General features: G+C 65.9%; 23 protein-coding genes. 13 read left to right on the forward strand and 10 right to left on the reverse strand.

Translation table 11 applies throughout. From position 1 onward, the window contains the following. The first annotated feature begins 93 nt into the window (after nt 1–93). Entirely contained in the window at nt 94–522 is a 429-nt protein-coding gene (locus tag AC2YJX_RS02140; RefSeq protein WP_487255155.1) for a nuclear transport factor 2 family protein, read from the forward strand. Here AC2YJX_RS02140 and AC2YJX_RS02145 read toward each other — a convergent pair. Continuing rightward, on the reverse strand, nt 500–1438 hold the full coding sequence (locus AC2YJX_RS02145) for a LysR family transcriptional regulator (RefSeq protein WP_487255156.1): 939 nt from the start codon (nt 1436–1438) through the stop codon (nt 500–502). The genes AC2YJX_RS02140 and AC2YJX_RS02145 overlap by 23 nt on opposite strands. A 108-nt stretch (nt 1439–1546) precedes the next feature. On the opposite strand from AC2YJX_RS02145, the gene metE reads away from it, so the two are divergent. Further along, nucleotides 1547–3928 carry a 5-methyltetrahydropteroyltriglutamate--homocysteine S-methyltransferase gene (metE, locus tag AC2YJX_RS02150; protein ID WP_487255157.1) on the forward strand — a complete coding sequence of 794 codons (2382 nt, stop codon included), beginning with the start codon at nt 1547–1549 and terminating at the stop codon, nt 3926–3928. 12 nt (nt 3929–3940) lie between these two features. Here metE and AC2YJX_RS02155 read toward each other — a convergent pair whose 3' ends face one another. Beyond that, entirely contained in the window at nt 3941–4894 is a 954-nt protein-coding gene (locus tag AC2YJX_RS02155; RefSeq protein ID WP_487255158.1) for a ketopantoate reductase family protein, read from the reverse strand. A 149-nt stretch (nt 4895–5043) separates the two neighbouring features. On the opposite strand from AC2YJX_RS02155, the gene AC2YJX_RS02160 reads away from it, so the two are divergent. From AC2YJX_RS02160 to AC2YJX_RS02190, 7 genes are all read left to right on the forward strand, one after another. Next, complete coding sequence (locus AC2YJX_RS02160) at nt 5044–5385, forward strand: ParD-like family protein (RefSeq protein WP_252661391.1); 342 nt, start codon at nt 5044–5046, stop codon at nt 5383–5385. A 6-nt stretch (nt 5386–5391) separates the two neighbouring features. Further along, nucleotides 5392–6033 (forward strand): ATPase, encoded by a 642-nt coding sequence (locus AC2YJX_RS02165; RefSeq protein WP_487255159.1) that lies wholly within the window; start codon nt 5392–5394, stop codon nt 6031–6033. A 215-nt stretch (nt 6034–6248) separates the two neighbouring features. Continuing rightward, nucleotides 6249–6761 carry a MarR family winged helix-turn-helix transcriptional regulator gene (locus AC2YJX_RS02170; protein ID WP_487255160.1) on the forward strand — a complete coding sequence of 171 codons (513 nt, stop codon included), beginning with the start codon at nt 6249–6251 and terminating at the stop codon, nt 6759–6761. 63 nt (nt 6762–6824) lie between these two features. Further along, the gene (locus AC2YJX_RS02175) at nt 6825–8279 is read left to right on the forward strand and encodes an efflux transporter outer membrane subunit (RefSeq protein WP_487255161.1); all 1455 of its coding nucleotides are present in this window, start codon (nt 6825–6827) and stop codon (nt 8277–8279) included. 184 nt (nt 8280–8463) lie between these two features. Continuing rightward, nucleotides 8464–9789: an EmrA/EmrK family multidrug efflux transporter periplasmic adaptor subunit gene (locus AC2YJX_RS02180; RefSeq protein WP_487255162.1), complete on the forward strand. Its 1326-nt coding sequence runs from the start codon at nt 8464–8466 to the stop codon at nt 9787–9789. Between the two features lie 16 nt (nt 9790–9805). Further along, the gene (locus AC2YJX_RS02185; RefSeq protein ID WP_228895520.1) at nt 9806–11434 is read left to right on the forward strand and encodes a DHA2 family efflux MFS transporter permease subunit; all 1629 of its coding nucleotides are present in this window, start codon (nt 9806–9808) and stop codon (nt 11432–11434) included. A gap of 212 nt (nt 11435–11646) precedes the next feature. After that, on the forward strand, nt 11647–11805 hold the full coding sequence (locus AC2YJX_RS02190) for a DUF3309 family protein (protein WP_007856361.1): 159 nt from the start codon (nt 11647–11649) through the stop codon (nt 11803–11805). A 139-nt stretch (nt 11806–11944) separates the two neighbouring features. Here the strand turns inward: AC2YJX_RS02190 and AC2YJX_RS02195 are convergent, their stop codons facing one another. From AC2YJX_RS02195 to AC2YJX_RS02225, 7 genes are all read right to left on the reverse strand, one after another. Then, entirely contained in the window at nt 11945–12523 is a 579-nt protein-coding gene (locus AC2YJX_RS02195; RefSeq protein WP_218301172.1) for an EF-hand domain-containing protein, read from the reverse strand. 129 nt (nt 12524–12652) lie between these two features. Further along, nucleotides 12653–13030, reverse strand: a complete 378-nt coding sequence (locus AC2YJX_RS02200; protein ID WP_487255163.1) for a PH domain-containing protein — start codon at nt 13028–13030, stop codon at nt 12653–12655. Between the two features lie 48 nt (nt 13031–13078). Further along, nucleotides 13079–13531 (reverse strand): YiiD C-terminal domain-containing protein, encoded by a 453-nt coding sequence (locus tag AC2YJX_RS02205; RefSeq protein WP_055397783.1) that lies wholly within the window; start codon nt 13529–13531, stop codon nt 13079–13081. A 60-nt stretch (nt 13532–13591) separates the two neighbouring features. Then, nucleotides 13592–14383: an expansin EXLX1 family cellulose-binding protein gene (locus tag AC2YJX_RS02210; protein WP_487255164.1), complete on the reverse strand. Its 792-nt coding sequence runs from the start codon at nt 14381–14383 to the stop codon at nt 13592–13594. A 5-nt stretch (nt 14384–14388) separates the two neighbouring features. Beyond that, nucleotides 14389–14958 (reverse strand): NUDIX hydrolase, encoded by a 570-nt coding sequence (locus tag AC2YJX_RS02215; RefSeq protein WP_487255165.1) that lies wholly within the window; start codon nt 14956–14958, stop codon nt 14389–14391. Between the two features lie 125 nt (nt 14959–15083). Beyond that, nucleotides 15084–15860 carry a sensor histidine kinase gene (locus AC2YJX_RS02220; protein WP_487255166.1) on the reverse strand — a complete coding sequence of 259 codons (777 nt, stop codon included), beginning with the start codon at nt 15858–15860 and terminating at the stop codon, nt 15084–15086. Nucleotides 15861–15981: 121 nt separating this feature from the next. Beyond that, on the reverse strand, nt 15982–16725 hold the full coding sequence (locus AC2YJX_RS02225; protein WP_487255413.1) for a LuxR C-terminal-related transcriptional regulator: 744 nt from the start codon (nt 16723–16725) through the stop codon (nt 15982–15984). Between the two features lie 568 nt (nt 16726–17293). Here AC2YJX_RS02225 and AC2YJX_RS02230 point away from each other — a divergent pair. The 4 genes from AC2YJX_RS02230 to AC2YJX_RS02245 all read left to right on the forward strand — a co-directional run bounded on the left by AC2YJX_RS02230 (nt 17294) and on the right by AC2YJX_RS02245 (nt 21390). Then, nucleotides 17294–17767 carry a hypothetical protein gene (locus tag AC2YJX_RS02230; protein ID WP_431149364.1) on the forward strand — a complete coding sequence of 158 codons (474 nt, stop codon included), beginning with the start codon at nt 17294–17296 and terminating at the stop codon, nt 17765–17767. A 147-nt stretch (nt 17768–17914) separates the two neighbouring features. After that, a complete protein-coding gene (locus AC2YJX_RS02235; RefSeq protein WP_487255167.1) occupies nt 17915–18349 on the forward strand; it encodes a hypothetical protein in 435 nt (144 codons plus the stop codon). Nucleotides 18350–18389: 40 nt separating this feature from the next. Next, nucleotides 18390–20144, forward strand: a complete 1755-nt coding sequence (locus AC2YJX_RS02240; RefSeq protein ID WP_487255168.1) for a DUF4384 domain-containing protein — start codon at nt 18390–18392, stop codon at nt 20142–20144. A 46-nt stretch (nt 20145–20190) separates the two neighbouring features. Continuing rightward, nucleotides 20191–21390 (forward strand): SEL1-like repeat protein, encoded by a 1200-nt coding sequence (locus AC2YJX_RS02245; protein WP_487255169.1) that lies wholly within the window; start codon nt 20191–20193, stop codon nt 21388–21390. Nucleotides 21391–21501: 111 nt separating this feature from the next. Here AC2YJX_RS02245 and AC2YJX_RS02250 read toward each other — a convergent pair whose 3' ends face one another. Then, the gene (locus tag AC2YJX_RS02250) at nt 21502–22398 is read right to left on the reverse strand and encodes a LysR family transcriptional regulator (protein ID WP_431149368.1); all 897 of its coding nucleotides are present in this window, start codon (nt 22396–22398) and stop codon (nt 21502–21504) included. Between the last annotated feature and the right edge of the window lie 341 nt (nt 22399–22739).

The raw sequence follows: 22739 nt of genomic DNA on the forward strand, positions 1-22739 counted from the left end.
AAGCAGCTTTTATGTATGAGGCGCCATTGTCTCTTGCCGCAGCCGCCGGGCGCGGCGAAGCTCTGGGCTTCTTTCTTCACCACGCTCCTGCCCATGACCACGCCACTCGACACCGTCCGCACCTACCTCGCCCACCTGCACGCCAGCCACACCGACGGGTTGATTGCCTGTTTTGAAGACGATGGCGTGGTGCACTCGCCCTTTCTGGGCACCATGCGCGCCAGCGACTTTTTCAAGAAGCTCGCCCAGGCCTCCAGCGGCAGCGTGATCACCGTGCTGGATCTGTTCGAATCCGCCCAACCAGACAACGGCGGCGCCGTGCGGCTTGCTGCCTACTTCCGCTACGACTGGACTTTGAACGATGGGCGCGAAGTGACGTTCACCTGCGCGGATGTGTTCACGTTCGACGCTGGCAGCACCCACATCCGCGACATGAACATCGTCTACGACACCCACCCGCTGCGCGAAGAAGTGGGCGACAAGTACGCGCCCGATCCTGTCACAACAACTCCACGCCCTTGAGCGTCACAAAGCTCGTCTCCCGCGTCACCTGCACAAAGTCCTGCAGATACGGCTTGGCCGACAGGCTGGGCAGGCAGGCGGCGTGCAACTCGCCGCGCAGGCCTTTTTCGCCAGGTCCTGCCGCAATGGGCCGCGCCGTCACATACCCCCGGTCCAGATAACTCTGCACCGCCCACAGCGGCAGCGCCGCCACGCCGCGCCCGCTGGCCACCAGCTGCAGCATGGCCACCGTCAGCTCGGTGGTGCGGCGCGGGGGGCGCACGCCGGCGGGCTCCAGCACCTGGCGGATCAGGTCCAGCATTTCGTCGGGCACGGGGTAGGTGATGATGGTCTGGTCGGCAAAGTCCTGCGCCACCAGGTGCGGCTTGGCGACCAACGGGTGCGTGTTGGCCAGCAACGCGCGAATCTCAAAGGCGAACAGCGCGTGGTAGTCCACGCCCACCTCGTCGGCATCCACCTCCGACACGATGGCCACATCGGCCCGGCCCTGGTGCAGCAGGCCCACAGGGTCGGCATGAAAGCCGCTCACGATGTCCAGCTCCACCTCGGGCCAGCGGGTGCGAAACGCGTCCATGGCGGGCATCAGCCAGTCAAAGCAGGTGTGGCATTCCACCGCAATGCGCATCTGCCCACCCTGCCCCAGCACCAGGCGGGCAATGTCGCGCTCGGCCCCTTCCACCTGCGGCAGCATGGCATCGGCCAGCGCCAGCAGGCGTTCGCCCACGGCGGTGAACTGCGGTGGCACCGATTTGCGCTCAAACAGCGGCTGGCCGTAGCGGTCTTCCAGCAGCTTGATCTGGTGCGACAGCGCCGACTGCGTGAGGTTGAGCAACTGCGCGGCCCGTACCAGGCTGCCGCTGTCGCGCAGGGCCACCAGGGTGCGCAGGTGGCGCACTTCCAGAATCGACTGGTTCATTATTAATTTTCAAGTTGATCAACTAAAACTTTCGTTTGAATAATAAACGAGCCCGCGCGACCATCGGTGCTTTCATTGCATTGCTCCATTCAGAAGAAGGAAATCACCATGTCGCTCGCCGCTCCAACCACCCGCCGCCCCGTGCTCACGCACACCCTGGGCTTTCCGCGCATGGGGGCGCAGCGCGCGCTGAAATTCGCGCTCGAATCCTTCTGGCGCGGTGACAGCACCGAGGCCGAGCTGCAGGCCACCGCCGCCCAGCTGCGCCAGCAACACTGGCAAGCGCAGGCCGATGCAGGCCTGGGTAGTGTGACCGTGGGCGACTTTGCTCTGTACGACCATGTGGCCAACCACATCCAACTGCTGGGCTGCGAGCCTGCACGTTTTGGCTTTGATGCCCACACGCCCGAGCTGGCCCGCTACTTTGCAATGGCACGGGGCGTGTCGGCCCACACCACACCTGACCACGCAGGCTGCAGCGCCGGTTGCACCGCCAAGCACCACACCGCAGGCCAGCCCGCACTGGAGATGACCAAGTGGTTCGACACCAACTACCACTACCTCGTGCCCGAGTTCAGCGCCCACACCCAGTTCCACCTGGCCAGTGAGCGCCTGTTTGCCGAAGTGGCCGAGGCCCAAGCACTGGGCCACCGCGTCAAGGCCGTGCTGCTGGGGCCGCTGAGCTTCTTGTGGCTGGGCAAATCCAAAACGGCGGGCTTCGACCGATTCAGCCTGCTGGAGTCCCTGCTGCCCGTGTACGAAGCCGTGCTGGCACGCCTGAAGGCCCAGGGCGTGGAATGGGTGCAGATCGACGAACCCATCCTGGGCCTGGACCTGCCCGACGTGTGGCGCCATGCCTTCGAGCCCAGCTACTGGCAACTGGCGCGCAGCGCGCCCAAGCTGCTGCTGGCCACCTACTTCTCGCCCCTGGCCGAGAACCTGCGCCTGGCTTGCCAGTTGCCCGTGGCCGGCTTGCATGTGGACGCCGTGCGCGCCCCTGACGAACTGGTGGGCGTGGCCGACTGGTTGCCCTCGCACAAAGTGCTGTCGGTGGGCATCGTGGACGGCCGCAACATCTGGCGCACCGACCTGGATGCGGCGCTGCAAAAGCTGCAGCCCGTGGCCGACAAGCACCAGGGCGAGTTGTGGCTGGCACCGTCGTGCTCTCTGCTGCATGTGCCGTTCAGCTTAGAGGCCGAAACGCAGTTGGACGCCGAAGTGAAATCCTGGCTGGCGTTTGCGGTGGAAAAACTCGATGAGCTGCGCGTGCTTGCCACCGCCTTGTCGCAAGGCGAAGCGGCGGCAGACGACGAACTGCACGCCGCCCGCACCGCCCTGGCCGCCCGCCGCGCCAGCCCACGCGTGCACCGCGCCACCGTGGCGGCCCGCATTGCCGCGGCCGCGCCAGGGGCCGACCAGCGCGCCAGCGCCTTCCCTGCCCGGCAAAAGGCCCAGCGCGCACGGCTCAAGCTGCCGCTGTTGCCCACCACCACGATTGGCTCGTTCCCGCAGACGGCGGAGATCCGCGCCGCACGCGCCGCCTTCAAGCGCGGGGCACTGGATGCGGCCCACTACCAACAGAAGATGGAAGCTGAAATTGCCCTGGCTGTGCGCAAGCAGGAAGCCTTGGGGCTGGACGTGCTGGTACACGGCGAAGCCGAACGCAACGACATGGTCGAATACTTCGGCGAGCAGCTCGACGGCTTTGCCTTCACCGCCAACGGCTGGGTGCAGAGCTATGGCTCGCGCTGCGTGAAGCCGCCCATCATCTACGGCGACGTGGCTCGCCCTGCGCCCATGACCGTGGCGTGGACGCAGTACGCGCAGAGCCTCACCGCCAAACCCATGAAAGGCATGCTCACCGGCCCCATCACCATCCTGCAATGGAGCTTTGTGCGCGACGACCAGCCCCGCGCCACCACGGCCGACCAGATCGCCTGGGCGATCCGCGACGAGGTGTGCGACCTGGAAGCCGCCGGCATCGCCATCATCCAGATCGACGAGCCCGCCATCCGTGAAGGGCTGCCGCTGCGCCGCGCGGGGTGGAAGAGCTATCTGGAGCGCGCCACGCGCGCCTTCCGCATCAGCGCCAGCGGCGTGCGCAAAGATACGCAGATCCACACGCACATGTGCTACAGCGAGTTCAACGACATCCTGCCCGCCATCGCGGCCATGGATGCGGATGTGATCACGATTGAGACGAGCCGCTCGGACATGGAGCTGCTGCAGGGCTTTGGGGACTTCAAGTACCCCAACGAGATCGGCCCCGGCGTGTACGACATCCACTCGCCCCGTGTGCCCGGAGTGCAGGAGATGGCCGCACTGCTGGAAAAAGCCGCCGAGGTGGTGCCCGTGGAGCACCTGTGGGTAAACCCCGACTGCGGCCTCAAGACCCGGGGCTGGCCCGAGACCGAAGCCGCCCTGCGCCACATGGTGCAGGCGGCGCAGGAAGTGCGCGAGCGGCTGCTGGAAGAGGCGGCCCTGGTCTGACGGCCCCCCGGTTCAGCCAGCAGTGCGCTTGATCTCGGCCAACTTGACCAGCACCTGCAGCGCGTGGTTCAGCGGCGTTGGCACTCCCAGTGCCGCGCCACGCTTCACGACGTAGCCGTTCAGGTGGTCGATCTCGGTGGGTTTGCCCCGCGCCAGGTCCTGCGCGGTGGACGAATACTGCCCGGGCATGGTGCTGGCAATGCCGCGCACGGCCGCCTGCACATCGCCTGGAATCGTCACCCCGTCAGCCGCCGCCACCGCGAGGCATTCGGCCACGATGTCGGCAATCACCTGCGTCACGCCCGGCACCTGCACCAGCGGGCCGTAGGGCTGCTGCGACAGGGCCGAGAGCGCGTTGTAGGCACTGTTGAGCACCAGCTTGGCCCAGAGCGCACCGCGCACGTTGTCTGACACCTGGGTGGGAATACCCGCCGCTGTGAGCTGGCGGGCCACCTCGTCGCTGCGTGGCGAAGGTGCAATCACCAGCTCGCCCCGGCCATGGTGCACCACGTGCCCGGGGCCGCCCATGGCGGTGGCCACGTACACCACGGCGGCGGCCACAGGGGTGCTGGCGTCCAGCACGGCGCGCACGCGTTCGTCGTTGTCCACGCCGTTCTGCAAGGTCAGCACCAGTGCGCCAGGGGCCAGATGGGGGCGAATCTGCTGTGCAGCGTCTTCCGAATCGGACGACTTCACGCAGAACAGCACCACGTCCGCGCCGTGCACTGCGCTGGCCTCGGTGCTGGCCGCCAGGGGCACTTGCACGTCCATTTCCGCCGCCTGCAGCCGCAAGCCGTTGTCCCGTATCGCCAGCACATGGGCCGGCCGCCCGATAAGCGTGACGGCATGGCCCGCCCGGGCCAGCAAGGCGCCAAAGTAGCAGCCTACGGCGCCCGCGCCCATCACAGCAAAACGCAGCGGTGAGATGGCGGAAGGGGCGGATGCGAGCAAGGGAGATTCGGTCATAGGGCAGTCTGCAGGCTGAATCAGCGGGTGAATGAAGGTTTGAGCGCGCATGGTATCGCCCTATACCCTTACACGGAGAGAGTGAGGCCGGCAGAGCACTTTGCTTTCACACCCTGATTGGCGCAAAATGCGCCAATCAGGAGATCGCCATGTCCGCCACTGCCTTTTCTTCCGTCAAGCTCCCCGCCCACCTGGTGGAGCAGGCCCGCCAGGCCGCGCAGCCCATGCGCCGCTCGGTGGCCAGCCAGATCGAATACTGGGCCACGCTGGGCCAGATCGTGGAACACACGGGCCTGAGCGTGCAGGAAGCCCGCAGCGCCATCGAGCAGTACGAAGCTGCTGCGGCGCGCACCGCCACCCTGGCGGCCCCCACGTCGGTGGACGCCCTTACCGCCCGCCTGCTGGCAGCCCAAACGCGCGGCACGCTCGCGCAGCGGGTGCGTGAAGTGGTGCTGGAGAACCAGGCCAAGGCAGCCACCCCTATTGCCTGACCTTGCATGGTGGCCCCCGCCCGGCAGCCCTCCCCGCCGTCCCGCCACAATACGCCACCCCGCTGGTTCCACCTGCTGGCAGGCCCGAACGGGGCGGGCAAATCCACGCTGTACCGCGCCCTGGTGCGCGAAGGCATCCTTGGCCCGCCGCTGGAGTTTGTGAACGCCGACCTGTATGAACAGGCGCACCTTAAGCACATAGCCGACCCCGAAGCCCGGTCTGAATCGGCGCGCCAATGGGCCGACGGGCGCCGTGCCGCCTTGTTGCGCGAGGGCACCGATTTCGCCAGCGAAACCGTGTTTTCGCACCCTTCCAAACTGGAGCTCATCGAAGAAGCCCAGCGCTGCGGCTACACCGTGGCCCTGTACATCGTGGCGCTGGACGACCCAGCCCAGCTGCTGACCCGCGTGGCGCAGCGCGTGCGCGAAGGTGGGCACCCGGTGCCGCCCGAACGCATCCTGGCCCGCTACCCCCGCACCATGGACAACCTGGCCCAGGCCGTTCGGCAGGCCGATGTGTCCTATCTGTATGACGCTGCCGAGGCCACCGGCACCGGGCCGCAGTTGGTGGCCGTGTGCTCCCCCGCCCAGGTCACGCCCTTGGCCCAGCCGCTGCCCGCCTGGGCGCAGCGCCTGACCGGTCAATAGCCGATCCGTCCACGCGCTGCACGGGCCTGCGCGGGCGGCCCACTCTCACCTGCTGCGCCGCCGGCTCAATGCCAAATTGGGGCCCTGCGCACGTCTGTATTCATCCGTAGCTATTTCTTTGATAGCAACCATGACCCCGTAAAAACCCTGAGTACATCGCGGGTGTTATCTATTTGCCAAGACAATCATTGTCTAGTCAATTAAATTCCCCCTCCATGACTTCCAACACCTCCTCGCCGTCGCAGCCCGGCCCGGGCTTCTACAGCCCCCACCAGCTTCAGCCCGAGAACAGCGTGGGCTACCTGATGCGCAAGGTGATGACGTCCATCCGCACCCAGGCCGATGCGCAGCTGTCCGCCCACGACCTGACCTACGCCCAGTGGCTGCCGCTGTTCAAGATCTCGCGCTGCCCCACCACCACCGTGGCCAGCCTGGCGCGGGACCTGGAGACCGACCCGGCCTCCATGACCCGCGCACTGGACCGCCTGGAGGCCAAGGGCCTGGTGGCGCGCGAGCGCTCCACCACCGACCGCCGCGTGGTGCAACTGGCGCTCACCCCCGAGGGCGACAAGGTGGCTGCCCAAGTTCCGCCTGTGCTGGCCGACGTGCTCAACGGCCACCTGAGCGACTTCACCCATGACGAATGGCAACTGCTGCTGCGCCTGCTGCGCCGCATGCTGGCCAATGGCGAAGCGCTGCGCCAGCAGCGCGGCGCAGACGCCGACTGAACACACAGACAGCCCACACCGTTTTCCTCCACACAACACCCCAAAACCATTCTGGAGAACCCCGTGAACACCCTCTCCCCCCTGCCCTCCACCCGCTCGGCCCTGGCGGCCCATTTCGCGGTATCGGCCCTGGCGCTGGCCGCCGCCCTCCTGCTGGTGGGCTGCGCCAGCCCCGGCCCGGCCCACACACCGCTGGCGCAAACCACCCCTTCGGCCGCGGGCCTGAACGCCGCAGCCACCGACACCGCCGCCCCCAGCCAGTGGTGGAAAGCGCTGGGTGACGAGCAGCTCAACACCCTGATCGACCAAGCCCTGCAAGGCAACCCCAGCCTGGCCGTCAGCCGCGCGCGGCTGGAGCAAGCCGTGGCGCTGAGCCAGGTGCGCGAGGCCGCCAACGGCCCGCAAGCCACCCTGGGCGTGGACGCTACCCGCCAGCGCTACACCGCCAACGGCCTGGTGCCTGCTCCCGTTGCTGGCAACACCTACAACAGCGGCACCGTGCAGGCCACGCTGAGCTGGTCGCCCGACTTCTTTGGCCAGCACGCTGCCGAGCTGCAGGCCGCACTGGGCCAGGCCCGCGCCGCCCAGGCCGATGCAGCTGCCGCCGCCAACACCCTGGCCGCCCAGGTGGGCCGCAGCTATGTGGCGCTGGCCCGGCTGGTGGCGCAGCGCGATGTTGCAGTGCGGGCCCTGGCCCAGCGCGAGGAGCAACGCAAACTCACCCAGGAGCGCACCTCTGCAGGCCTGGACAGCCAGGTCGAGCTGACACAGGCCCAGGCCGCCGTGCCCGATGCCCGCACCCAGATCGAAGCGCTCGAAGAGCAGATCACCCTGGGCCGCCGCCAACTGGCCGTGCTGACCGGCCAGGCGCCCGACGCGCTGCCCACGGTCACGCCGCAACTCGCCGCACTGCAACCCACCGCCGTGCCCGAGGTGCTGGGCGCCGACCTGCTGGGCCGCCGCCCCGACGTGGTGGCCGCGCGCTGGCGCGTGGAGGCTGCGACGCAAGGCGTGAACAGCGCACGCAGCGAGTTCTATCCCAACATCAACATCGGCGCGTTCATTGGCCTGAACTCGCTGGGGCTGGACCGCTTGTTCAACGGCAGCTCGCGCCAGATGGGTGTGACGCCTGCGCTGCGCCTGCCGATCTTTGACGGCGGCCGCCTGCGCGCACAGCTGGGCGGCCGCGCTGCCGAGCTGGACGCGGCCATCGCGCAGTACAACGGCGCCGTGCTGGATGCAGTGAAGGAAGCCGGTGACGCGATGGCCTCCATCCAGTCGCTTACCCGCCAGCAGGCCCTGCAAGACGAAGCCGTGGCCAGTGCTGAAAAAGCCTACCGCTTTGCGCAGGAGCGCTACCGCGCGGGCCTGGGCAACTACCTGGTGGTGCTGAGCACCGAAAGCCAGGTGCTGGCCCAGCGCCGCCTGGCCGTGGACCTGCGCGCCCGCCAGCTCGACACCCGCCTGGTGCTGATGAAGGCCCTGGGCGGCGGCTGGACAGATGACACAGCGGTATGAAACACCCCCTGAGCCGCTTCGCGTCTTCCCCCTCTCTCGCTTCGCGGGAGGGGAACGCACCCAGTGGCCTGGCAAAGCCAGTTCCACGGGTGCACTGGCCTCGGCCGCGCCCGTTGCGTAAGTAGCTGGCAAGGCCCGACCCGATCAAAACCACATAACAACACATTCCTGAAAGACCACCGCCATGACCGCTAACAGCGAACCCCTCACCGCCAACGAAGCCAACACCGCCCGCCGCCGGGGCCTCACCCTCATTGCCGCCGCCGTCGCGCTGGTGGCCATCGGCTGGGGCGGCTGGCACTGGGCCAACGGTCGCCACGTGGAGACCACCGACAACGCCTACGTGGCGGGCAACGTGGTGCAGATCACGCCGCAAATTGGCGGCACCGTGGTGTCCATCGGCGCGGACGACACCGACTACGTGAAAGCCGGGCAACTGCTGGTCAAGCTGGACCCTGCCGACGCCCGCGTGGCGCTGGAGCAGGCCGAGGCCCAGCTCGCCCAGACCGTGCGCGAAGTGCGCACCCTGTACGCCAACAACGCCACGCTGAAGGCGCAGGTCAGCCTGCGCAGCGCCGACCTGGCCCGCGCCCAGGCCGATGCCGCTCGCATGCAGGACGACGTGAACCGCCGCGCACCGCTGATGGCCAGCGGTGCCGTGGGCAAGGAAGAGTTCCAGCACGCCACTGCCCAGCTGGCCGCTGCCAAGAGCACCGTGGCCGCCGCCCAATCGGCCGTGCTGGCCGCGCAAGAGCAACTGGCCGCCAGCCAGACGCAGACTGAAGGCACCTCCATCGAGCAGCACCCCAACGTTGCGCGTGCCTCGGCCCGCGTACGCGAGGCCTACCTGGCCGTGCAGCGCGCCCAGCTGGTCGCCCCGTTGGACGGCCACGTGGCCAAGCGCGGCGTGCAGGTGGGCCAGCGTGTGCAGGCAGGCGCCCCGCTGATGACGCTGGTGCCGCTGAACGACCTGTGGGTGGACGCGAACTTCAAGGAAAGCCAGCTCAAGACCCTGCGCATCGGCCAGCCGGCCGAGCTGGAAGCCGACGTGTACGGCACCAAGGTCACTTACCACGGCACGGTGACGGGCCTGGGCGCAGGCACCGGCGCCGCCTTTGCGCTGCTGCCCGCGCAGAACGCCACCGGCAACTGGATCAAGGTGGTGCAGCGCGTGCCCGTGCGCATTGCGCTCGACCCCAAGGAAGTGGCCGAGCACCCGCTGCGCGTGGGCCTGTCGATGGAAGTCAAGGTGGACACTGCCGACCAGAGCGGCAAGACGCTGGCCGACACACAGCGCACCACGCCCGTGGCCGCCACCGCTGTTTTCGACGAGCAGTTCAAGGCCGCCGACGACGAAGTGGCCCACATCATCGCCGCCAACCTGGGCCGCAGCGGCAAGGCGGCCGTAGCCGTGGCATCGCCCAAGGTGGGCAAGGCGCCAGCGCAAAGCCAGCAACAACACGCCTCGGCCCCGGTGGCCTCGGCAGTGCAGTCGCCTGTGGTGCAGTAAACGGGGTGGATAGCGCATGACCGCCGCCAACCCCACTGCAGACGCAGCCGATCAGGCGCCCGCCAAGGCCGCGCCCGCAGCAGCGCAACCACCGGCCCCCGCCGCCTACCCACCACTGCAAGGCACGGCCCTGCTGCTGGGCACGCTGTCGCTGTCGCTGGCCACGTTCATGAACGTGCTGGATTCGTCCATCGCCAACGTCTCCATCCCTGCCATTGCCGGTGACCTGGGTGTGAGCCCCGGCCAGGGCACCTGGGTCATCACCAGCTTTGGGGTGGCCAATGCCATCTCGGTGCCGCTCACCGGCTGGCTCACGCAGCGCTTTGGCGCGGTGCGCCTGTTCACCATGAGCGTAATGCTGTTTGTGCTGACCTCCTGGCTGTGCGGATTTGCCTCGTCGCTGGAAATGCTGGTGTTCTTCCGCGTGCTGCAGGGCCTGGTGGCCGGGCCGATGATCCCGCTCAGCCAGACGCTGCTGCTCGCCAGCTACCCCAAGGCCCTGGCAGGCACTGCCCTCGCACTGTGGGGCGTGACCACGCTGGTTGCACCCGTGGTCGGGCCGCTGCTGGGCGGGTGGATCACCGACAACATCTCCTGGCCGTGGATCTTCTACATCAACGTGCCCGTGGGCCTGCTGGCCGGGCTGCTGACCTGGGGCATCTACCGCCAGCGCGAGACGCCCATCCGCAAGCTGCCCATCGACACGGTGGGCCTCTCCCTGCTGGTGCTGTGGGTCGGTGCGTTGCAGCTCATGCTCGACAAGGGCAAGGAGCTCGACTGGTTCGCCTCCGGCGAGATCATCACCATGGCCGTCGTCGCGGTGGTGGCCTTTGCCGTATTCCTGGTGTGGGAGCTGACCGAAAAGCACCCGGTGGTGGACCTGAAACTCTTCAAGGGCCGCAACTTCACTTTTGGTGCGCTGGCGCTGTCGGTGGCCTATGCGCTGTTCTTTGGCAACGTGGTGCTGCTGCCGCTGTGGCTGCAGCAGTGGATGGGCTACACCGCCACTTCGGCCGGCATGGCGCTGGCGCCGGTGGGCATCTTTGCCATTTTGCTCACTCCGCTGGTCGGCAAAAAAGTGGGCCAGTGGGACCCGCGCCGCATGGCCACGGGCGCGTTCATCGTGTTCAGCACGGTGCTGTGGATGCGTTCGCAGTTCACGGTGCAGACGGACTTCATCCACATCCTGATCCCTACGCTGCTGCAGGGTGCGGCCATGGCGTTCTTCTTCATCCCGCTGACCACCCTGACCTTGGCGGGTATCGCGCCAGAGCGTATCCCGGCAGCTGCGGGCCTGTCCAACTTTGTGCGCATCACCGCCGGTGCCATGGGCACGTCGATCGCCACCACGCTGTGGGAGAGCCGCGCCGCCATGCACCATGCGCACCTGACCGAAGGGCTGGTGCAGGGCCAGGGCGTGTTTGCACAGACGCTGGACAACCTCACCGCGTCCGGCCTCACGCAGATGCAGGCGCTGGCGCAGATCAACCGGCTCATCGACCAGCAGGCGTTCACACGCGCGGCCAACGACATCTTCTTGGGCTCCGCCGGGTTGTTCCTGCTGTTGATCGGTCTGATCTGGCTGACCCGCCGCCCCGCCAGAACGGGGGGCGCAGGTGCTGCAGATGCCGCTGGAGCGCACTAATTTGATAAAAATTGGCTGCTAGCGCTTATCCATAAATCGCTAGCAGCTATATTTTCAATAGCACTGTATTGTTTCCCATCAGCACGACCTCAGCCCTCCATCCCACACGGCGTGTCGGAAAACCCTGACCACCGTGCGGGCGTGGCACCTGCGGGTAGCGCGCTGGATGCACCCAACAATGCATTCACCGCAACCCACAACAAGGAACCGCCATGTCACTCTCGCTGATTCTCCTGATCGTCCTGATCCTCATCCTGGTCGGCGCGCTGCCCACCTGGGGCCACAGCCGCTCATGGGGCTACGGACCCAGCGGCGGGATTGGCCTGGTGGTGCTGATCCTGGTGATCTTGCTGCTCATGGGTCGGATATAGGCCTCTGACCGCACTGCGCACATGCCGCCAGCCCCTGAAAAGTGGGCAGCGGCCACCGCAAAAAGCACAACGGCCCTTCTCGGGCCGTTGTGCTTTTTTGTGAACGGAATCGCGTATCGCGCCCAGATGAAGCCGCCGCTTACGCCACCCCAGCCCGCTTGGCGCCCGTCGCGGCAAACGCGGTCGAAAACGCAGCAAACTCCTTGTCCGCCACACTGCCATCGGCATTGCCACTGCGATCCATCAACTGCATCACGGCCTGCGAGAAGTCGCTGCCCGCCTGGGCGCCCTTGGTCTTGGCCAGGCCCTTCAAGAATTCATCCTGCGTGATGGAGCCGTCCTTGTTCGCATCAAAGCCCGCCGTCAGTTGCGCCTTTTGCGCATCGTCGGCGCCAAAAAGGGTTAGCAGTTCCTGAAAATCCTGAGTGGACACTGGGCGGCCCGACAATGCGGCCGACGCTGCATTGGCGGCCGACCCCGCGCTACCGCGTGCCACCGCACCGAGGGTGTTCTCCAACTTGCCCTGCGACACCAAAATGCCTTTGCCTGCAAAGCCCGCCAGAGCCTCCGCCTGCGGGCTCAGGGTGAGCACGGCAGACGGCTCGGGTTCCACATCGGCCCCGCTGCGCCGCGACGCAGACGACTTGCCAGGGCCACCGGCGGTGGCGTTGAAAATCAAGGAGGCGACCGAAGCCAGGCCAGAGATAAGGGGGGACATCGCTGTGAACTCCTGTGTGGCGAAAGCCCCGGTGCCTGTGTCAAAAGGACAGGCCACCGCTTCGCCCAGTGAGCTGAGGGTACGCGACCCCCATTGCTGCAATGCCCGGATGAAACTGGGTAAACCGCGTCACTTCAGCACGTAGCTGGCCAGCACTGACTGCACCTCATAGATGCTGAGCTTCTTGTTGAACCGCTTTTGAAACGGCGCTGCTGAGCCAGAGATCCAGATCTTGAGCTCTGCATCCAGATCGAACGTGCCACCGGTCTCGATGCTGAAGTGTGTGATGCTCTTGTACGGGAGGGAGTGGTATTCGACCTTGCTGCCCGTCATGCCCTGCTTGTCCACCAGCACCAACCGCTTGTTGGTAAACACAAAATAGTCGCGGATCAGCTGGTAGGCATGCTCCACCACCTCCCCCGAGGCCAGGATGCGGCTGAATTCCTCCTGAATCTTGGCAGCATCAATCTTGGATGCGTTACCCATCACGCCATCAAGCAATCCCATGTTTTGTGCTCCGGTGAAGTCGTTGGATCGCGTGTTGTACCTCAACGGCTATGAATAGCCCGGCCCAAAGGCCACAAACTCCCCCACCAGCTGGCCCGCAGGCTGCCCCTGGTAGTGCAGCGCGGAAGCCTGCGCGATCCGCCCTAGCCCCTTGCGCTGCAGCATGCGGGTGAACGGCTGCCAGGTCTCTGGCGCAGGAGCCTGGGCCACGGCGGTGAAGGTGCCGTCGATGGGTGCCAGATAGTCCATGGTGTTGCGCTGAATCACCAGGCGGCTGCCCAGCCCCTCGGCCGACAGCCGCAGGTGCAACATCGACCACGCAGCCAGGATGGCCACGGCCGACGCGCTACCGCCAAACACCGTCTCGCGGTGGTTGATGTTGGGAGCCAGCGGCGCGCTCAGCACCACCTGGTGCGGCGATGCCTCGACCACGGTGACTTCCATGGCCTGGGACAAGGGGATGTGCTGGTGCAGATAGGACTGAAGTTCGAGAGGGTTCACGGCTTGGCGTCAGAGGGTCAGAGGGTCAGAGGGTGACGAGATGGAGACGAAACAGGACGCTCACGGAAACTGCCCGGCCCCCGCGACCACAACTCCGTCAGAGGGCTCTGGCAGCGTGTCGATCAACGTGGCGCCGCCCAGAGCGGTGATGCGAACCTGCAGCGGGCCTGTGGCGATCGCGCTGGGGTGGACGAAGTAGTTGTAGTCGGTCCGCGCCACGGCAATCCAGTCTGCGCTGCCGCTGGGCTTGATCTCCAGCCCGGTGATGGGCAAGCGGTGGTTGCGCACCTGGATGGCCACCCACCAGCGGCTGCTGCCCTCCTTGTAGCGGTAGCTCACCGGGCCCGTGACATCACCCGGCACCACATGCCAGCGGATGGGAACACGGCCTGCGACGGGGTCGGCAATGCGGGCGAATGCGGACTCGCTCAGGTCCAGGTCGCCCGTCTTGCACTCGGGGCACTGGTCGGTGATGCGCACGGTGACGGCCCCCTTGGGCCCGGTCACCGCCACGAACTGGCCGCAGACGGCACTGCCCGCGTAGTCAGGGCCGTTCATCGCCGCCACCATGAGGTTGCTGGGGCTCGCGTCGAAAGTGCAGTTGCCCTCGCCCGTGGCGCCGTAGAACGTGCCTTCGCCGGTGTAAGTGGGCGACAGCGCACCGGGCACGGACGGTGCAGGGGATGCCCCCGGTGCGGGCGCCGGGGCCGGTGCCGGAGATGGCGCATCGGCACCTGCGGTGGGTCCGTCGGCCAAGCCGCCGCCACCACAGGCAGCCAGGGAGACCAGCAAAAGCAGTGCGGTGAGCCGGACCCAGCGGGTTGGATGGGCATGAGAATTTTGGGGAGTCATCGTCGTCATCCTGTGGTGAGGGCAGTGTGTTGATGGGCACCAGCCGTTCCATCCGTTTTTTGCGGGGGAGTATCGCGGTGCACGATGTGTAGAACGCCTGCGGGCTCCTGCTTCAAAAAGTCGCCCAGGAATGCCCGCAGGAAGGCAGGCCGAATATCCAAGCCGGCCAGCTCGGCGGCAGAAAACCAAGCAAACACCAGCCTGCGAGCTCCCTCCACGCCGTCATAGGGGCCATCAGTCTCTGCCAACGGGCTGCCGGGCAGAGGACTGGCGCGCAGATACAGCCCGATCTCGTGGTACGACACGCCCCCAAAGGCAAAAAAATTCTCAGCCACCACGGCCAGGGAGCCCACGGCGATGCACGTGCCCCTGTCCGCCCCCAGCTCTTCTTGCAGCTCGCGCGCCAGGGCATCGCACGCGCTCTCGCCAGGCTCGATCGCGCCGCCGGGCAGAGCCCAGAAGCTGTCGCCGTCCAGCTGGTGCAGCAACACCCGTCCGCCGTGGGTGACGAGGGCTGCGGCGCGGTGGCGCACACACCAGGGTGGAGTGGATGGAGGCAGGCTTGGGTCAGGCATGGGAAATCAGCGTGGGGCGAAGGACAGCAGCGAGGCCATCCTATCCACTTGCGCCCGCTGGTCCACTCCCGCCGCCGATCAGCTTGAAAGCAATCGCAACAAGGCATGCCACGGTGCGTGGCGCTTCATGTTGCGCGTGCCCAGGGCACCACCACCCGGATGCAGGTGCCGCCGTGCTCGCCCTGGAGCACCTGCAAATCTCCACCCGCCAGCGTTGCCCTGTGCGCCATCCCTGCCATTCCTTTGCCAGTGGCCACCGTGCTTTGCGGCCCCGACGGCTCCATACCCCGGCCGTTGTCGCGGATTTCCATGCACCAGGCCCCGGTGTCCGGGAGGTTCCTCGCGCGCACCTCGATCTCGGTGCCCTTCGCATGTTGCAGCGCATTGCTCAAGGCCTCCTGAACAATGGCTACGAGATGGGTCGTGCTCTCCGGGAGCGGAAAATCTGCACATGGGGGCGTTTCAACATCCCACAGCATGCGGATGCCGCGCTGCGCCAGCACAGGACAGATGCGGTATCTCAGCTGCGCCAGGCGATCCGCCAGCGGTGCGTCCGCACTGTCCATGGAATCCACGATCAACCGCAGGTCGAGCAGGCACTTTTCCAGCGCCGCATGAAGCGCGGGCTCGCGGAGCTTCGAAGATTCCAGCAAGACCAGGGCGCAGACCAGTTGGGCGCCCAGGTTGTCATGCAGATCCCTGGCGATGCGCCGCCGCTCGGCGAGGACCTCCGTACTGGGCCGCGGGCTGAGCCGGGGGCGCCACTGCAGGGCCCTGGGCAGTTGCACCAGCAGCATTGCACCAAGCCCCATGGTCGCGCCCACCACAGCCAGCTCCCACCACCGCTGCATTGACGAACTTACGGACCCGATCCAGTGAAATGCCACGGCAATCAATGCCATCTGTAGTAGCCAGATACCAACGCAAACTACGGCAAACCATGGTGGGCGGGTGCGAAACATAAGGGCATCTGCCTTTCCGGGACCTGCACATATACAGCGGCTCCCCCCCAATGAACGCTCGCTAAAACAGTCCCCGCAGCGAGGCAAAACGCACCGCTTGCGCGCGCGTGCGCACCTGCAGCTTGCGGTAAATGTTGCGCAGATGGGTGTTGACTGTCATGCCGCTAATCAGCAGGCGCGAGCCCACTTCGGCGCTGGTGTAGCCGCTGGCCACCATGCGCAGGATTTCTTTTTCGCGCTCAGACAGGCGCTCTGCCTCGTCGGGTTGTCGCCGCTTGGTCTCGGCGCCGTTGATGCGGTCAAAACGCTGCAGCAGCCTGCGGGCCAGGTTAGGCGTGATGGATGCGCCACCGTTGGCCACCTGCAGCACCGCCATCGAATAGTTGCGAAACCACGAGTTCTTGGCCACGTAGCCTGCAGCTCCCAGTTCGAATGCGCGCATGACCTGCTCGTCGTTTTCCATGACCGAAATGACCACGGCCTGCGCAGAAGGCCGCGCCGACTTGAGGAGCCCCAGCAAATCAAAGGCATCGCCATCGCCGAGATTGAGGTCCACCAGCAGCACATCAAAATCATGCTGCTTGATCGCTCTGCGCCCTTCCCTCACGCTGCCGGCCTGCGCAACGAGCAGGGTGCGGGGATCTGCCATCAACTCCTGGGCGATGACAAGGCGGATATGCGGGTCGTCATCCACCAGAAGCACCCGCACCGGGCTGGCCTTTTGCCCCGTGAGGAAGGCAGGCCACACAGAAGGCGGGCTGTCAAAAGTGTCGAATTGCCCGGATGACCACTGCGGCGCTGGCATTGCATCTGCAAAGGGTAAGCAGGCCAACGCCGGCACGGGCGGGTTCGGAGAGTTGTCAGGCTGCCAGTTGCTCATCACTAGAAACTCCTGCGGACTTGGTCCATTGCGACTCAATGACGGTTTTCGCTGCTGTATCTCTGTACGAGGCTCCAAAGCCGACGCGGCTTTCAATTCCATTTTTTCCGCGCGCCACCCCAAGGGGCTGCGGCACATCAAGATGCGGCAAAAAAAGATTGAAATCTATAACTAATTGTGAACTTCACAAACTTCACAAATGGTTACTACCTGAAATTCAGCGCTCGTTCCCAGCTTTTTCCTATTCACAGCAGTGCGCACCTTTGACCATGGCAGAGGAAGCAAAGTGAACGCAAGAAGCGGGTCGCTCCATCGATTGAGGTAGCCCGCCCAGCGTATTTGCGGCCGACACATCCAGGAACACACTGAAACCAGACAGCGCCACACGGCCATCGCCCCCTTCCGGGCACTGACCAGACAGCCTGTCCAGCCCTGCATCGCAGATTCGCTGCGGTTGCAGCACGTGTCGAAGTTCATCCTTGAAGGATCTGTCATGAAAACCCTTGCTTTCATTGCACTCAGCGCCGTTGCCTCTGCCGCCCTGGCCACCGGTCCCGTAGCTTCCAGCCCGGAAATCACCATCACCGGGAACTCCACCCAGTCTGTGTCCCTGACTTCGGTGTCGGTGAACAACAACTCGACAGGCGCAAAGAGTGAAGCGTTCCAGAACCTCGCTTCCAACACAGGCAACGTCACCATCAGCGGCAACTCGGTCCAGACCGTGACCGGTTTCGGCGGAAGTCTGACCAACACCGCCAGCGGCAGCGAAGCCTATGCCAGCCAGAACCTCTCCTCCAACGTTGGCGAGGTCACCATCGGCGGCAATTCCAACCAGTTCACCGCCATGATCAATTCGTCGGTCAATAACCTGTCCAGCGGCAGCAACAGCAAGGCCGTGCAGAACATTGCCTCGAACAATGCCTGCTTCACCTGCCAGCCCACCAAGACTGTTGGCTGGCCCCACTGAGAGCGCCGCCACTGCGGCACACAACGGCCGATGGCGGCCTGGGTCCGGGCCGCGCGCAGCTGCCCGGACGTGTTTGCCAAGGAGCGCACTGGCATGGCTGCATTGGCAGCCCGGGTGCGGTCCTTTCCCCTTTCCAGGAGGTGTTCCATGAGCACACGTTTTTTTACACGCTGGGCGACATGGGCAGCCGCCTTCGCAGCCGTGCTTTTTGCGGTCCCGGCGTGGGCCCAGGCCCCCGGCGAAGACCCGGTCGTCCTCACCAAAAAGCTCACCATCCAGATGCAGCCCACAGGGGCGGCAGCGGCATCCACAGGCCTGGACAACGCCAGCACCATGCCGTCGTGGCTGCGCGCCCGCATTGCACGCTATGAGGCCAAGGCTTTCTCCGACGACCCGGGCGGCGTTCTGACCAACAACGACGTCGTCACCACCGCCAACGCGCAAGGCATGCAAAAGACCTGCGTTCAGGAGGTGGGCAGCAACACCGTATCGGGCGCCGCAACGGGCACGGGCAAATATGGCCCAAACCAAGCCCCCCAGGTGGTGGTGCTGCGGGGCGATCTCGTCAACATCTGCAAGTAACCCGTTCTGCCCTGCAGTTCCTGCAGCGAGGAGAGACAACATGCCGCCCATCGCACTCGGCCAGGCCCGTGCCGACAAGCACACCCAAGCGGGTCCCCACCACGCAACGCTGTGGGCGGTGCTGCTGGCGCTGGTGCTTGGCGGCTGCGCCACCCCCCGGGACCCGCGCAAGGACCAGGAGTTCCAAAGCCTGGCCTCCATCACCGACCGGCCTGTGGTGCGCCCTACCCGCTCCATCTCCAGCTTTTCCGATTCGCTGATGTGCATGGACCACCTGCTGCGCGACGCACAGCTGCCGACCACGCTCATCACCAGCAAGCAGATCCCCGACTACTCCACCCGCGTGACCGTGGCCACCAAAGACATGGTGATCACCGCGCTGTCGCAGATGTCGCGCCTGAGCAATGCGTTCCGCTTCGTCGACTACGAGGTGGACATTGCGCGCCAGGACACGGTGCAGAACCTCACGACGATCCTGCTCAACAACAACCAGATGCAGTTGCAGCGGCCCGCGCTGTACCTGTCGGGATCGATCTCGTACGTGGACCAGAACGTCATCAACAACCGGTTCGATACGGGGCTTTCCGGACCGCGGATCGACCTGGGCTACAGCCAGAGCCGCAACGCCACCATCATCGGGCTGGAGATGCACCTGGGCGACTTTCGCACCCGTACGCTGATCCCCGGGCTCGACTCGGCCAACGAAGTCATCATCGGCAACGGCGGCCAAGGCGTTGATCTGGCCGGGCGCATCGGCACCTATGGAGTCCAGTTCAATGTGGGGCGCGACTACACCCAGGGATCGGGCGGCGCCGTGCGGACCCTGGTGGATCTGGCCACCATCGAGCTCGTCGGCAAATGGGCCCGCGTGCCTTACTGGCAGTGCCTGACGCTGGAGCAAAACCACCCGGATTTCCAGCGGCAGCTGCGTGACTGGTTTGACGAGGGCTCGCCTGCAGTGCGCACGCAGCTGGTGGCGCGCTCGCTCGCCAGCCAGGGGTATCTGGCGCCCAGCGCTACACCGCTGCCCGACAACAGCCCTCTATTGCGCCGGGCGCTGGCGCGCTTTCAGGCCGACAACGGCATGGTGGTGACAGGGGTGGTGGACTTCCCCACCTACGAACGCGCGCTGCGTAACTTTGTGGGACTGTCGGCCCAGGGCACGCTGGCCCGCATTGGCTGGGCCAGCACCCATGCTGAGCCCGTGGCACAGGCCGCCGAAGGGCAGGCAGGGCCAGATGCTTTGGACGATGTGGTGACAAGCACGCAAAGTGCGGTGAAGTATGGCGCCACACCGCCCGAGCGCACCATCAACCTGCAGATCGAGAATGTGCTGCTGGAGCGCACAGCCTTCGAAGTGGGCGAGCAGATCTTCCTGTCCGCCACCGTGTCACGGGCCTCCTATCTGCAGTGCTATCTGGCTGACGCTACCGGAACCGTCATACGCCTGCTGCCCAACCAGGCACACCCTACAGGATGGGTGTCTGCCAACCAGGCAATCCGCATCCCCGACTGGATGAGCCCCAACCCCGGTTTCATCATGGATGCGGCCAGCCCAGGCACCGAAGGTGTCGCCTGCTTTGCCACCGACGAAGACAGCACGCCCCGGCTGCCGGAGGCGCTGCGTGGCCCGCCGCTCAAGCCCCTCAAGAACTACCACGCACTGGAGCGGCTGAACGAAGCCTTTGCGGCGGCCTGGGGCGCTGGGGGATACACGGGCAACGCGGTGTACTGGAACGTGGTGCCCCGCAGGGTGGTACCGCCCGCCCCCGCACAACCCGCTGTGCGCAAGTAAGGACCGGCCCGCAAAGCCAGACCATCCAGCGCCGCGCAAGCCAGCCGTGATCGCCCTGCCCCTCACCCGCCGCCGCTTCAACTGCGGCCATGTGGCCCATGCACTGGCAGCGGTCGGCACAGCCTTTCTGGGCCTGGCCTTGCCGGCCCTGGGGTCCGTGCATGCACTGCCCTCACCTGCCGAAGCCCCCATCGAACGTTCCTCCCTGCATGCAGCATCGCCACGCGCACCGGGGCCTGACCATCCTGACCGGGAGAAAAAGTTGCAGACACTTCGCCGCACAGCGCAAGGCGATGGGGCGGCCATGCGCAAACAGCGCCCCTCCGCAGTCCGTGTGACCTCCGACATGCCCCCTGCCGATGCGGCCTGGTTGCTGGGCTTGCTGGCGCTGCATGGCCTGGCCATGCCCGCAGACCCGCCACAAGCCCAGCATTGGTTCGAGCGCGCGCAAATGCTGGGCCACCCACTGGCACCTGCCGGCCTGGCGTGGTGCCAGCTCAGCGGCTGTGTTGCAGCGCCCAACCCGGTCGCGGCCATGCACTGGATCGCTCTGGTGCGCCGTACAGAGCCTGGCCTGGCCAAGTACCTGCAATGGCATGCCGCCAAGGCACTGGCCCCCATGGACGAGCCCAGTGCCGCAGCACCGGCGCGGGACGCAAGCGCGTTGGCCCCGCCCCCATCGAGCCCCACCCTGCTGAAGCTGCTGACCGAGGCCAGCCGCGCGGGCAATGCGCAGGCCAGAAACGAACTCGGGTTGGAATACCTGGCGGCAGGCGACTTCGAAAAAGCGCTGGCCCAGTTCCAGTCTGCGTCCACACGGTCTGAAGCCGCGGCAGCGAACGCCAGCCTGCTGACCAGCCGCATCCAAAGCGGACCCGCCGGGGGCGCACGGTCCGCACGCTACAGCGCAGCAGACTGGTACATCGAAGCCCGGAGGTATCACCAGGGCGATGGCGTTCCCGCCAACTACACCGAAGCCGTGCGCCTGTACCAGATCGCTGCCGGCAGCGGCGATCCCCAGGCGCGCCGGATGCTGGCGCTGATCTTCTCCCGCCCCGCGCCCGACGGCACCGTGGACGTCACCTGGATGCAGCAACTGGCCGCCATCGACATGGGTCCAGGCGGCGGCCTGCCCGCAGGCACTGCCCGGGCCGTGGCTCCCCAGGGCTGGCAGCGGGACCCCAGCCCTTTGTATGAATGGGTTCCAGCAGAGTGGAGAACCTCCGCCACAGCAACCCGGCGCTGATCGGCCCCGGCGCCAGCGGGATGAACACGGCTTTGGTGGGCAAAAAATGAATAAAAACAGGCCCTGGCGCTTGTAGATAAAGCGCAAAACGCTATTATTTATATAGCAAATTCAAACAACTGGTGGCAACAAGAGCCCCTGCTGCGCTGCCACGGCTTCGCGCAAGAACGCCCACGTGGCCTGCATGCGTGCAACGTGTTTGTTCTCTGCAGGCATCGACATCCAGAACGTTCGCTGAAACCGCGCCAGCCCAGGCAGCACCGGGATCAGCGACGGGTCCTGCGCCGCTACGAACGCAGGCAGCACCGCAAGCCCAGCGCCGGCACGCGCCGCCTCGTACTGCGCCAGGATGCTGGTGCTGCGCAGCACAAAATGCGCCGGGCGGTGCAGCTCGTCCAGGATCTGCAGTTCCTTGCTGAACAGCAGGTCATCCACATAGCTGATGAAGGTGTGGCCGCGCAAATCATCGGCCGTATGGATGGGCGCATGACCCGCCAAGTAGTTGCGCGCACCGTACAGCTGCAGCACATAGTCAGTGAGCTTGACCACCAGCACCGCCCCGCGCGCCGGGCGCTCCAGCGAGATCACGATGTCCGCCTCGCGCCGCGACAGGTGCACCAGCCGGGGCAGCGCCAGCAGGTCCACCACCAGGCCCGGGTGGCCCAGCGCAAAGCGGGCCAGTTGGGGCGCCAGGATCAAATTGCCAAAACCTTCGGTGGTGCCAATGCGCACCAGGCCGTGCAGGCCCTGGCGCACACCCGGGGCCGCGCTCTCGACCGCAAGAAAGGCCGTCTCCATCGCCTCCACCTTGGGCATCAGCTGCCGCCCGGCCTCGGTCAGCCGGTGGCCGCCTGCTTCACGGGCAAACAGGGCCGAGCCGACCTGCTTTTCCAGCGCCTGCAACCGGCGCGACACGGTGGTGTGCTCCACCCCAAGGCGGCGGGCGGCGCCTGCCAGCGTGCCAGCGCGCGCCAGCTCCAGAAAATAGCGGAAATGGTCCCAATCCATGGCCCGATTGTGGCGCTCCGCGCAGAGATGGAGGAAGAACACCCGGCCCAGCGCCGCCGAAATCAGCCCGGCCGGGCCCACCAAGACCCACTGGATAGGTACGTCATGTCGCCACGTATCGTTTGATACATGTCATTTAACAATTTACACAGTATGCTTTCTATTGCACACTCCGCCCGCGCTGAAACCTGCACACAGAACAGGGCAGCGCACCGCAACCAGAGCCAAACGGGTCTACACACCCGCCATGGCGGCCAGCAACAGTTCAGCGCAAGGGAGAAAAGATGAACGCATTCGCGCAGCCTCCGGGGCTGTCTGCCGGCATGCCCATGCCGTGCAAC

This window comes from Acidovorax sp. SRI_002 (genome assembly GCF_057586455.1).